Raw genomic sequence first — 12,242 nt, forward strand, 5'->3', positions numbered from 1 at the left:
TCAGATCTTCCAGCCCGAATGCAGGCAGGCGATCCCCATGCTCAGGTTCCGGTACTTGGCGTTGGCGAAGCCCGCAGCCCGCAGCATTCCGAGGAAGGTTTCCTGATCGGGGAACTTGCGGATCGATTCCACCAGATACTGGTAGCTGTCGCGGTCGCCCGCGATCACCTGCCCCATGCGCGGGATCAGGTTGAAGGAATAGAGATCGTAGACCTTCTGCATCAGCTCGTTGGGGATCTGGCTGAACTCCAGCACCATGAGCCGTCCGCCCGGCTTCAGCACGCGGAAGGCCTCGTTCAGGGCCTCTTGCGGGCGGGTCACGTTCCGGATGCCGAAGGAGATCGTGTAGACGTCAAAGGTGTTGTCGGCGAAGGGCAGGGCCATCGCGTCGCCGACCACCCAGTCGAGCTGCTCGGCCATGGCGCCCGCTTCGGCACGCTTGCGGCCCTCGACCAGCATCGGCTCGGTCAGGTCGCAGACCGTGGCATGGCCGTGGCCCGCGCGCTTGAGAAAGCGGAAGGAGATGTCGCCGGTGCCCCCCGCCACGTCGAGCAGCCTCGAGCCGGGGCGCGGTGCCAGCCAGTCCATCATCGCATCTTTCCAGACGCGGTGAATGCCGAAGGACATGGCGTCGTTCATCACGTCGTATTTCGACGCGACCGAGCCGAAGACGCCGCGCACGCGGTCGGCCTTCTCTTCCTCAGGGATGTCGGTGAACCCGAAGTGGGTGGTTTTTCCGGTCTCTTTGGTCATGGGCCTTGCCGTCCTGTGTCCGACACTCCTTATAGAGCCCGCGCGCCGCGCTGCAATGCGGCCCAGTGGAAAGGATCCGTGATGCCCGAACTTCCCGAGGTGGAAACCGTTCGTGCCGGGCTTGCCCCGGTGATGGAAAACGAGGTGATCGCCGAGGCCAAGGTAAACCGGCCCGATCTGCGCTGGCCCTTCCCCGAGCGTATGGCCGAGCGTCTGACCGGCGCGCGGGTGCTGCGGCTGCGACGGCGGTCGAAATATATCCTTGCCGATCTCGACACCGGCGAGACCCTTCTGATCCATCTCGGCATGTCGGGCCGAATGCTGGTCTCGGGCGATCCGCTGGGGCGCTTCGTGCATGACCATCCCGCGCCGGAAAAGCACGACCACGTGGTCTTTGAAATGGCCAGCGGCGCGCGGGTGACATTCAACGACCCGCGGCGTTTCGGGGCGATGGACCTGATGCAGACGGCGACCGCCGGGGCGCATCCTCTGCTCGCGGCGATCGGGCCGGAACCGCTGGGCAATGAATTCAGCGAATCCCATCTGGTGGCTGCCTTGAAGGGGCGCAGCATGCCGATCAAGACGGCGTTGCTGGACCAGAAGATTGTTGCCGGATTGGGGAATATCTATGTTTGCGAAGCCTTGTTCCGCGCGGGCATCCGTCCTTCACGCCGCGTCAACCAGATCTCGGAAAAGCGCATCTCGGCGCTCGTTCCGATCATCCGGCACGTGCTGACGGACGCCATTTCCGCGGGCGGCTCCTCGCTCAAAGATTTCCGGCAAGCCGATGGAGAACTTGGATATTTTCAGCACAGCTTCGACGTCTACGGACGCGAAGGGCAGCCCTGCCGCGGGGACGGTTGCGCCAACATCATTCACAGAATCGTGCAATCCGGACGCTCTTCCTTCTACTGTCCGAGCTGCCAAAGATAACTTGATTGCAGGGGGCAAGTTGGTAAGGCTGCGCGACAATGCCAACGGACGGGAGCCCGACAGTCATGGCCTATGAGACGATTATCGTCGAAGTAGACGACGACGTTGCCACTATCACCCTGAACCGCCCGGATGCCCTCAATGCGCTGAACAGCCAGCTTCTTGGCGAGCTCGCGCAGGCGCTGACCGAGGCGGATGCCAATGACAAGGTGCGCTGCATCATCCTGACCGGCTCGGCCAAGGCCTTTGCCGCCGGGGCCGACATCAAGGAGATGTCGGAAAAGACCTTCGTCGAGATGTTCCTCGGAGACTTCTTCGAGCCGGCCACCGAGGCCGTCGCGAAGGTGCGCAAACCGGTGATCGCCGCGGTGAGCGGTTACGCCCTCGGGGGCGGCTGCGAGCTGGCGATGATGTGCGACTTCATCATCGCGTCGGAAACCGCGAAATTCGGCCAGCCCGAGATCAACCTTGGCGTTATCGCCGGGATCGGCGGGACGCAGCGCCTGCCGCGCTACGTCGGCAAGGCCAAGGCCATGGACATGCACCTGACCGGGCGTTTCATGGATGCTGAAGAGGCCGAGCGGTCGGGGCTGGTAAGCCGCGTCGTGCCGGTCAAGCAACTGATGGAAGAGGCGCAGAGCGCCGCGGCCAAGATTGCCGAGAAGTCGTTGCTCGCCTCGATTGCCGCCAAGCAGGCGGTGAACCGTGCCTTCGAGACCACGCTGGACGAGGGGTTGCTCTTCGAGCGCCGCCTGTTCCATTCGCTCTTTGCCACCGAGGACCAGAAAGAAGGCATGTCTGCCTTCCTCGAGAAGCGGACGCCGCAGTTCCGCGACCGCTGAGGCGATTGCATCGCATTCCGGGCCTGTCCCCGCGGGGACAGGCCTTTTTCATGCCCGGGCCACTCAGGACTGCAGCGGGCCGCGCGTCTGGCGGATCGCTTCCTGGATGGCGCGCCAGGTCTGCGCCTCCTCGGCGGCACCCCGGCGTTCGTTCTCGCGCACCTTTGCGGCGGCCTCGGCCTCGGCCCGGGCCCCATGCGCCCGGTAGAGCGCCTGTGCGGCCTCGTTGATCTGCATTGCGTTCATGGCTGACTCCTCCTTTCAGTCTGGAGTGTCCCGCGGCGAGGGCCGTGGGAGGGCGATCCTAGCCGATTCTCCCCCATTTCCCCAAGAAGTGCCGCTGGGGCCTTTGCAACCGGCGGAAAATGGGCTATGCGCCCCGCCTACATGCGTGTGATGCCCGCTCAGGCAAGAATCGGTCCGGCGACGACAGATCCGGGTCTGGTGGATATTGCACGTCCGAAATTCAGACCCAGGCCTTGTCGGCCACAGACACATAGGACCGATCATCATGGCAAATACGCCCCAGTCCAAGAAGCGCGCACGTCAGAACGAGAAGCGTTACGCCGTCAACAAGGCACGCCGTTCGCGCATCCGTACCTACCTGCGCAAAGTCGAGGAAGCGATCGCTTCGGGCGACAAGGACGCAGCCACCGCAGCTCTCGCCGCAGCTCAGCCCGAACTGATGCGCGGCGTGACCAAGGGTGTCTTCCACAAGAACACTGCTTCGCGCAAAATGTCGCGTCTCTCCTCGCGGGTGAAGTCGCTCGCCTGAGCACGTCAAGTGTCAGGCTGAAATGACACACTTAATAGGTGTGTGATCGAAAAGGCATCGCCATTGGTGGTGCCTTTTTTCATGACTCACACCATATTTTGAAGGCCGAGATTCTTTTTTCGGATTCCATTGAGTCAAGTTTGAAGTTCGGTTGCTGCTCTTCTCGGAACAGGAGTAATTTCATCGAGCGAGTCACGTCGCTGGGGGGACAGGCAATCGCGGATCACGCCACGGGAATCGTGGAAAGGTCTTCGTCGCTTCGGTCGTCTGATCAACAGATGCCGATTTCGGGATGATTTCATCCTGCCAGTCCAATTGTAAAATGGGTGAGTAGTGCGCCTTGCTGGGTCGCTTCGGGATGCTGGGAGTCCCGGGGAGTCCTTATGCGTGCTATGTCACTGGGACAGAGACTTCTCTTCCTGACTCATGCCGTTTCGGCATGGGGCCTGCATTTGCTCCCCATCGGTGGCTCAATTGGGCGCGTGTGTGTGTGTTGCCCAAAGGGACATAGGAAGAACCGGTGAAAAGACGGAGCGGGGATAAATGACGCAGGAACAATGGGGCGCGCTGCAAGACAGGCTGAGCAGCACGATCGGGGAAAACAACTACCGAACCTGGATCAAGCCCCTCGAATACAAAGGTCTGGAAGCCGACGGGGTGGCGGTCTTCCTAGCACCGACGAATTTTATTGGCACCTACGTGTCGCAGAATTTCGGGGACCTGCTGCTGTCGCAGATCTCCACGCTGGATTCGCAGGTTCGCCGCCTGCAATTCCGGGTCAGTAACGCGCCGCGTCCGGCAGCGGGCCGTCCGAGCCCGCGCCCGGTTTCGGCGCAGCCCGAGCAGCCGGCCCAGGCCAATGCGGCCAATGGCCAATCCGCACAGGGCGGAAGCGACCTGTTGCCGAGCGCGCCGCTCGATGCGCGCTTCACCTTCGATAATTTCATCGTCGGCAAGCCCAACGAGCTCGCCCATGCCGCCGCGCGCCGTGTGGCAGAGGCCGAAACCGTGACCTTCAACCCGCTATTCCTTTACGGCGGCGTTGGCCTCGGCAAGACGCACCTGATGCACGCGATCACCTGGGAGCTGCGCAACCGCCGCCCCGACCTGAACGTGCTCTACCTGTCGGCAGAGCAGTTCATGTACCGCTTCGTGCAGGCCCTGCGCGAGCGCCGCATGATGGACTTCAAGGAGCTGTTCCGCTCGGTCGACGTGCTTATGGTCGATGACGTGCAGTTCATCGCCGGCAAGGACTCGACGCAGGAAGAGTTCTTCCACACGTTCAACGCGCTGGTGGACCAGAACAAGCAGATCGTCATTTCGGCCGACCGCGCGCCGGACGAGATCAAGGACCTGGAGAACCGCATCCGCTCGCGCCTGCAGTCCGGCCTCGTGGTCGACCTCCACCCGACGGATTACGAACTGCGTCTCGGCATTCTGCAGTCGAAGGTCGACACCTATCGCAAGCAATACCCGTCGCTGCAGCTCGACGATGGCATCCTCGAGTTCCTGGCGCATCGCATTTCGACCAACGTGCGTGTGCTCGAAGGTGCGCTGACGCGCCTCTTCGCCTTTGCCTCACTGGTCGGCCAGCCCATCACCATGGAGCTGACGCAGGATTGCCTCGCCGACGTGCTGCGCGCCTCGGACCGCAAGATCTCGATCGAGGAGATTCAGCGCAAGGTGGCGGATCACTACAACATCCGCCTTTCCGATCTCATCGGCCCCAAGCGCGTACGCAACTTCGCGCGCCCGCGGCAGGTGGCGATGTACCTGTGCAAGCAGCTCACCGCCCGCTCGCTTCCCGAGATCGGCCGCCGCTTCGGCGGGCGCGACCACACGACGGTCATGCACGGGGTGAAGCGGATCGAGGAACTGCGCATGCAGGACAGCCAGATCGCCGACGACATCGAGCTTCTGCGCCGCGCGCTCGAAGCCTGAGACCGCACGACCACATTTGGGAACGGGGCTGCCCAAGGGCGGCCCCGCGGCCTTGACGCTGCAGGCAATCCGTCGGATCAATCTGCAAAAGAATTTGGAGCGGCTTCGCAGATGCGCCAAGCTGCCCCACCGGCCAACCGAGGGACAGGGCGATGAAAGTCAGCATTGAACGGGCGACGCTGCTCAAGGCAGTCAGCCAGGCACAATCTGTGGTCGAGCGCCGGAACACCATTCCGATCCTCGCCAATGTGCTGATCGAGGCCGAGGGCAACTCGGCCAGCTTCCGCGCCACCGATCTCGACATCGAAGTGCTCGACCGCGCCCCCGCGGTGGTCGAACAGGCCGGGGCCACCACCGTCTCGGCGGTGACCCTGCACGAGATCGTCCGCAAGCTGCCCGACGGCGCGCTGGTCCAGCTGACCGCCGACACTTCCGCCGGCCGGCTGACCGTGGCCGCAGGCCGCTCGAACTTCAGTCTCGCGACGCTGCCCAAGGAAGACTTCCCGGTCATGGCGTCGTCGGAATACTCGTCGAACTTCACCGCCAAGGCCGAAGTCCTGCGCAGGCTCTTCGACAAGTCGAAGTTCGCGATCTCGACCGAGGAAACGCGTTACTACCTCAACGGCGTGTACATGCATGTCGCCGAGAGCGAGGAGGGCCGGGTGCTGCGCTGCGTTGCCACCGACGGTCACCGCCTCGCCCGCATCGACGCGCCGCTGCCTGCTGGTGCAGAAGAGATGCCCGGTGTGATCGTGCCGCGCAAGACCGTGGGAGAGCTGCGCAAACTGCTCGAAGAGGACGACATGGACATCGCCGTGTCGGTCTCGGAAACCAAGGTGCGCTTCGCCACGCCCGATATCACGCTGACCTCCAAGGTCATTGACGGCACCTTCCCGGACTACTCGCGCGTCATCCCGATGAACAACACCCGCCGGCTCGAAGTCGACGCGGGCGAGTTCGCCAAGGCCGTCGATCGAGTGGCAACTGTCTCGTCGGAGCGCTCGCGCGCCGTGAAGCTGCAGCTCGACGAGGACCGGTTGATCCTCTCGGTCAATGCTCCCGACAGCGGTGCCGCCGAGGAAGAGCTGGCCGTGGCCTATGGGGATGAGCCGCTGGAGATCGGCTTCAACGCGAAATACCTGCTGGAGATCGCCAGCCAGGTGGACCGCGAGAACGCCGTCTTCATGTTCAACTCCTCGGGCGATCCGACCCTGATGCGCGAAGGCACCGACACGTCTGCCGTCTACGTAGTCATGCCAATGCGGGTCTGACGGCCCCGCCCTGAGCATCCGATATTCACTGAAAGGCAGGGGCTTTGCTTCTGCCTTTCGTGATTCCGGAAATACCCTCTTCCGCGGGACCCGTCCCCGCGCTACCGCCTGAGCCATGTCCCTGCATCTCACCCGCCTCACCCTCTCGCACTTCCGCTCGCACCGGGACGCCTCGATCGAGGTGGATGCGCGGCCGGTGGCGCTCTACGGGCCCAATGGCGCGGGCAAGACCAACCTGATCGAGGCGGTCTCGCTGTTCTCTCCGGGGCGGGGCATGCGCCGGGCCTCGGCGCAGGAGATGGTCCGCCGTCCCGAGGCGCTGGGGTGGAAGATCGAAGGGCTGCTGCAGACCGGCGACGCGCTGCACGAGATCAGTTTCCGCTCCGAGGCGGGGGCCGCCCGGCAGGTGCAGATCGACGGCAAGGCCGCGCCTCAGGTGGCCCTTGGCCGGATGGCGCGGGTGCTCTGGCTGATCCCCGCGATGGACCGGCTGTGGATCGAGGGGCCTGAAGGGCGGCGGCGTTTCCTTGACAGGATGACGCTGAGCTTCTTTCCCGACCACGCCGAACTGACGCTGGGTTACGAGAAGGCCATGCGGGAGCGCAACCGGCTGCTGCGCGACCAGGTGCGCGACGGCTTCTGGTACGCCGCCCTCGAAGGGCAGATGGCCGAGGCAGGAGCGGCGCTGCAGGCCAACCGCCGCGCGGCGCTGGCGCGGCTGGCCGAGGCACAGGCCGGGGCCGAGACGTCGTTTCCCGCCGCCGAGCTCGAGCTGTTGGACGCGGGCACGCCCATGCCCGAAGAGACTGCCGCGCTGCGCGCCGCGCTCGAGGCGAGCCGCCCACGTGACCTGGCCGCCGGGCGGACACTGGTCGGGCCGCACCGCGCCGACCTGCGCGGCACCTTCGCGGCCAAGGGCGTGCCCGCCGAGGAGTGTTCGACCGGTGAGCAGAAGGCGCTGCTGATCTCGCTCATCCTCGCCAACGCCCGCGCCTTGGCGCAGGAGACCGGCGCGGCGCCGATCCTGTTGCTCGACGAAGTCGCGGCGCATCTCGATGCGGGTCGCCGTGCGGCGCTCTACGACGAGATTTGCGCGCTCGGCGCGCAGGCCTGGATGACCGGCACCGGGCCGGAGCTTTTCGCCGAACTGGGAGCGCGCGCCCAGCACCTGGAAGTTACCGAACGGGATGGGCAATCATTGGTTGAAAACCGCGGCCTTTGACACCAAATCTTGTGTCAGCGGCGTGACAATCCTGCTTGAACACCGTATAAAACCAACAAAAATCATGAAGGATCGCGGCATGGCCGAACCGGCAAGCGCACAGCAGGAATACGGCGCGGATTCCATCAAAGTTCTCAAAGGCTTGGAGGCGGTCCGCAAACGCCCCGGCATGTACATTGGGGACACGGACGACGGATCGGGCCTGCACCACATGGTCTACGAGGTCGTGGACAATGGCATCGACGAGGCTCTGGCTGGTCACGCGGACTTTGTCCGGGTGAAAATCCACGCCGACAATTCGGTGTCGGTGCGCGACAACGGCCGTGGCATTCCCGTCGACCTTCACCAGGAAGAGGGCGTCTCGGCGGCCGAGGTCATCATGACCCAGCTGCACGCGGGCGGGAAGTTCGACCAGAACTCCTACAAGGTCTCGGGCGGTCTGCATGGCGTGGGCGTCTCGGTGGTAAACGCGCTGTCGGTCTGGCTGGAGCTGCGCATCTGGCGCAACGGCAAGGAGCATTACGCGCGCTTCGAGCATGGCGAGACGGTCGAGCATCTGCGCGTCGTCGGAGATGCCGAGGGCGAGCAGGGCACTGAGGTGCGTTTCCTGGCCTCGACCGGCACTTTCAGCAACCTCGACTACAGCTTCGAGACCCTCGAAAAGCGCCTGCGCGAACTGGCCTTCCTCAACTCGGGTGTGCGCATCATCCTCGAGGACGAGCGCCCCGCCGAGCCGCTGAAGACCGAGCTGCACTACGACGGCGGCGTGAAGGAGTTCGTGAAGTACCTCGACCGCTCCAAGCAACCGGTGATGACTGACCCGATCTACATGACCGGGGAGAAGGACGGCATCGGCGTCGAGATCGCCATGTGGTGGAACGACAGCTACCACGAGAACGTGCTGCCCTTCACCAACAACATTCCGCAGCGCGACGGCGGAACCCATGTCGCCGGCTTCCGCGGCGCGCTGACCCGCACCATCAACAACTACGCGCAGGCCTCGGGCATCGCCAAGAAGGAGAAGGTCTCTTTCACCGGTGACGACGCGCGCGAGGGGCTGACCTGCGTGCTCTCGGTGAAGGTGCCGGACCCGAAGTTCAGCTCGCAGACCAAGGACAAGCTGGTTTCCTCCGAGGTGCGGCCGGCGGTCGAGAGCCTGATGAACGAGCGCCTTGCCGAATGGTTCGAGGAGAACCCCAACGAGGCCAAGCAGATCGTCGGCAAGATCGTCGAGGCGGCGCTGGCCCGCGAAGCCGCGCGCAAGGCGCGCGAACTGACCCGCCGCAAGACCGCGATGGACGTGAACTACCTTGCCGGCAAGCTCAAGGACTGCTCTGAAAAGGATCCGTCGAAGACCGAACTGTTCATCGTCGAGGGTGACTCCGCAGGCGGTTCGGCCCAGACCGGGCGTGACCGGGGCACCCAGGCGATCCTGCCGCTGAAGGGCAAGATCCTCAACGTCGAGCGCGCGCGTTTCGACCGCATGCTCGGCAGCCAGGAGATCGGCAACCTGGTGATGGCGCTCGGCACCGGCATCGGCCGCGACGAGTTCAACATCTCCAAGCTGCGCTACCACAAGATCATCCTGATGACCGACGCCGACGTCGACGGTGCACACATCCGGACGCTGTTGCTGACCTTCTTCTACCGGCAGATGCCGGAGCTGATCGAGGGAGGCTATCTCTATATCGCGCAGCCGCCTCTCTATAAGGTGAGCCGCGGCAAGTCCGAGGTCTACGTAAAGGACCAGAACGCGCTCGACGAGTACCTGATCAACCAGGGCATCGACGGCGCCGGCCTGAAGCTCGGCAACGGCGAGGTGATCGCCGGGCAGGATCTAGTGCGGGTGATCGACGAGGCGCGCCAGCTCAAGCGCGTGCTCGACGCCTTCCCGACGCATTACCCGCGTCACATTCTCGAGCAGGCGGCGATCGCCGGCGGCTTCGTGCCCGGCGCGGTGGAATCGGACCTGCAGGGCGTTGCCGACAAGGTCGCGCAGCGGCTCGACCTGATCGCGCTGGAATACGAGAAGGGCTGGCAGGGCCGGATCACCCAGGATCGCGGCATCCGTCTCGCGCGTATTCTGCGCGGCGTCGAGGAAGTCCGTACGCTAGACGGCGCGATGCTCCGCTCGGGCGAGGCGCGCCGCACCGGCAGCTTCACCCAGGCGCTGCAGGCGGTCTACAGCACCCCCGCGACGCTCGAGCGCAAGGATCGCCGTCAGGCAGTCTACGGGCCGCTCGACCTGCTGAAGGCGATCCTCGAAGAGGGCGAGAAGGGTCTGTCGCTGCAGCGGTACAAGGGCCTGGGCGAGATGAACCCCGGTCAGCTCTGGGAAACCACGCTGGATCCGGATGCCCGCACCCTGCTGCAGGTCAAGGTCGACGACATGTCCGAGGCCGACGATCTGTTCACCAAGTTGATGGGCGACGTGGTGGAGCCGCGCCGCGAGTTCATCCAGCAGAACGCGCTGAACGTGGAAAATCTCGACTTCTGACCCTGTCGGAAGGCTTTATGCGGAAGCGGCGCGCAGTTCCCTGCGCGCCGCTTTGCGTTTCCGGGCCCGGGCGCCCGCTTACCGCCGGGCGAAGTCTTCCAGCAGCATCGGGAAGTCCTCCTCGGGCGGGAAGCCTTCGTAGCTGTGTCGCGCCGGGATCTGCGCCCAGTCCAGCTTCTCCGTGGTCATCGTCTCGATGAAGGGGAGCGACCACTCCGGCACGTCGAACATGACGGGACGCACGTTCACGAAGACCTCGATCCCGTTGATCCGGGTGAACATCCAGGTCCCGCACTCGCGGCACATGTAGTGGTCGAGCTGCGGCCCCTTGATCCCGCCCGTCACCGGCTCCCCGGCGATCACCCTGATCCCGTCCGAGGGCACCATCATGGTGAGGGAAAAGGCGCTGGCGCTCATTTTCTGACAGCCGCGGCAATGGCAGGCGGCGGTCATCATCGGAGGCTTGCTCACCTCGAGCTGCAGTGCGCCGCAGCGGCAGCTGCCGATCTGGGGAAGCTCGGTCATCTCGGTCTCCTTTCGCGCCCGGTCAGGGGCAAAGAAAAAGCCGGCCCCGGGGCCGGCTTTCAGGTGTCACTCGGCCCTCAGGCTGGCGGCCGATTCCTTGATGGCGTCATATTGCCCGCCGGGGCGGAAGCGCCACAGGTAGTCGGGCATGACCGCCTCGGGGGCGACCGGGGAGATACCGAGATCGCTCAGCCCCTTGGCGCCTTCCGACACCACATTGTCCTTGCGCAGCATCACGACCTGATCGCGGGTGATCGGTGCGGTGAAGAGCCCACCGGTGATCCGCTGCACGAATTCCGACACGCCGCCGATCACCGAGGCCAGCCCGTAGGGCAGGTTCACCAGCATCTTGCGGCGGCGGATGACCGTCAGCATCTCCTCGATGAAGGCCCGGAAGCTCTTCACCTCGGGGCCGCCCAGCTCGTAGACACCCGGAGCGGCTGCACCGGTGATTCCCTTCTCCGCGGCCTCGGCCACGTTGTCCACGTAGACCGGCTGGAAGTTGCGGTCCGCGCCGACCAGCGCCAGCACCGGACCCATCCGGGACATCGAGGCGAACCGGTTGAAGAACTGGTCCTCCATCCCGAAAATCACCGAGGGGCGCAGGATCATCGCGCCCTGGAAGGCGGCCAGTACCGCCTCTTCGCCAAGCGCCTTGCTCCGGGCGTAGCCGCTCCTGCTCTCCGTATCCGCGCCGATCGCCGAGATATGCACCAGCGCCTCGGCGCCCTGTTCGGCGGCGATGCGCGCGATGCGCTCCGCCCCCTCGACCTGCACGGCATCGAAACTGTTCTTGCCGCGCTCGTCGAACGTGCCGACGCAGTTCACCACCGCGTCGGCGCCCTGCATCACGGCGCGCACCGAAGCGTCGTCGCGGATGTTGCAGAACACCGGCTCGACCTGGCCGACCGAGCCATAGGGTTTCACGAACAGCGCTTCGTTGGGGTGGCGGACGGCGACACGGACGCGCCAGCCGAGCTTCGCCATGCGGCGGGCGATATAGCGTCCGACAAATCCGGATCCGCCGTAAATGGTGACGAGCTTGCTCATCTGGCTACTCCTGCTCCGAGGTTCTAGGCCTTGAATACCGGCCCGTCCGGCACCCGGCAAGGCGGCTCCTTCGGGTAAGTTGCACAAAATGAAAAATCTGCGTTGACACTCCCTGCGGAGATATTTAAACGCCCCCTCACCACCTGTGCCCAGGTGGCGGAATTGGTAGACGCGCTGGTTTCAGGTACCAGTGACTTAACGGTCGTGGAGGTTCGAGTCCTCTCCTGGGCACCATCAAACCCCCGCGAAATCTTCGGATTTCGCGGGGGTTTTGGTTTTTCGGCCCTCGTTGCATCGCGGCTCCCTTCAGTGAAGAGTGTCGCGGGCGCTTGCCGTTAAATCCCGCGGTGCGTGTCTGAAGCTCCAGCGCCAAGGGGTGCGGCGTCCAGCCCGCGCGTCTGCTTGGGGTGGCGCTGGCGGCGGATCTTATGCG

General features: G+C 64.5%; 11 protein-coding genes and 1 tRNA gene. 8 read left to right on the top strand and 4 right to left on the bottom strand.

The features are described 5' to 3' along the window. Positions 1-753 carry a bifunctional demethylmenaquinone methyltransferase/2-methoxy-6-polyprenyl-1,4-benzoquinol methylase UbiE gene (gene ubiE, locus CEW88_RS00840; RefSeq protein WP_108964264.1) on the bottom strand — a complete coding sequence of 251 codons (753 nt, stop codon included), beginning with the start codon at positions 751-753 and terminating at the stop codon, positions 1-3. An 81-nt stretch (positions 754-834) separates the two neighbouring features. On the opposite strand from ubiE, the gene mutM reads away from it, so the two are divergent. Both mutM and CEW88_RS00850 read left to right on the top strand, forming a co-directional pair. Next, entirely contained in the window at positions 835-1,686 is an 852-nt protein-coding gene (gene mutM / locus CEW88_RS00845) for a bifunctional DNA-formamidopyrimidine glycosylase/DNA-(apurinic or apyrimidinic site) lyase (RefSeq protein WP_108964265.1), read from the top strand. Between the two features lie 65 nt (positions 1,687-1,751). Beyond that, positions 1,752-2,528: an enoyl-CoA hydratase gene (locus tag CEW88_RS00850; protein WP_108964266.1), complete on the top strand. Its 777-nt coding sequence runs from the start codon at positions 1,752-1,754 to the stop codon at positions 2,526-2,528. Positions 2,529-2,591: 63 nt separating this feature from the next. On the opposite strand, the gene CEW88_RS00855 is transcribed toward CEW88_RS00850, so the two are convergent. Beyond that, positions 2,592-2,774, bottom strand: coding sequence for a hypothetical protein (locus CEW88_RS00855; protein ID WP_095882428.1), 183 nt, complete (start codon positions 2,772-2,774; stop codon positions 2,592-2,594). 265 nt (positions 2,775-3,039) lie between these two features. Between CEW88_RS00855 and rpsT the strand changes: the two genes are divergently transcribed. The 5 genes from rpsT to gyrB all read left to right on the top strand — a co-directional run bounded on the left by rpsT (position 3,040) and on the right by gyrB (position 10,234). After that, complete coding sequence (gene rpsT, locus CEW88_RS00860; protein ID WP_108964267.1) at positions 3,040-3,303, top strand: 30S ribosomal protein S20; 264 nt, start codon at positions 3,040-3,042, stop codon at positions 3,301-3,303. Positions 3,304-3,846: 543 nt separating this feature from the next. Further along, complete coding sequence (gene dnaA, locus CEW88_RS00865) at positions 3,847-5,244, top strand: chromosomal replication initiator protein DnaA (RefSeq protein WP_108964268.1); 1,398 nt, start codon at positions 3,847-3,849, stop codon at positions 5,242-5,244. 152 nt (positions 5,245-5,396) lie between these two features. Beyond that, positions 5,397-6,515, top strand: coding sequence for a DNA polymerase III subunit beta (gene dnaN / locus CEW88_RS00870; RefSeq protein ID WP_108964269.1), 1,119 nt, complete (start codon positions 5,397-5,399; stop codon positions 6,513-6,515). Positions 6,516-6,630: 115 nt separating this feature from the next. After that, positions 6,631-7,737: a DNA replication/repair protein RecF gene (gene recF, locus CEW88_RS00875; protein ID WP_108964270.1), complete on the top strand. Its 1,107-nt coding sequence runs from the start codon at positions 6,631-6,633 to the stop codon at positions 7,735-7,737. A gap of 79 nt (positions 7,738-7,816) precedes the next feature. Beyond that, positions 7,817-10,234, top strand: coding sequence for a DNA topoisomerase (ATP-hydrolyzing) subunit B (gene gyrB, locus CEW88_RS00880; RefSeq protein WP_108964271.1), 2,418 nt, complete (start codon positions 7,817-7,819; stop codon positions 10,232-10,234). Positions 10,235-10,312: 78 nt separating this feature from the next. Here the strand turns inward: gyrB and CEW88_RS00885 are convergent, their stop codons facing one another. Together CEW88_RS00885 and CEW88_RS00890 are read right to left on the bottom strand one after the other, a co-directional pair. Further along, positions 10,313-10,759 carry a GFA family protein gene (locus tag CEW88_RS00885; RefSeq protein ID WP_108964272.1) on the bottom strand — a complete coding sequence of 149 codons (447 nt, stop codon included), beginning with the start codon at positions 10,757-10,759 and terminating at the stop codon, positions 10,313-10,315. Between the two features lie 66 nt (positions 10,760-10,825). Continuing rightward, positions 10,826-11,809, bottom strand: a complete 984-nt coding sequence (locus tag CEW88_RS00890; RefSeq protein WP_108964273.1) for a complex I NDUFA9 subunit family protein — start codon at positions 11,807-11,809, stop codon at positions 10,826-10,828. 147 nt (positions 11,810-11,956) lie between these two features. Here CEW88_RS00890 and CEW88_RS00895 point away from each other — a divergent pair. Next, positions 11,957-12,043 (top strand) — tRNA-Leu (locus tag CEW88_RS00895). The last annotated feature ends 199 nt before the right edge of the window (positions 12,044-12,242 follow it).

The organism is Alloyangia pacifica (assembly GCF_003111685.1).
Lineage (GTDB): Bacteria > Pseudomonadota > Alphaproteobacteria > Rhodobacterales > Rhodobacteraceae > Salipiger > Salipiger pacificus_A.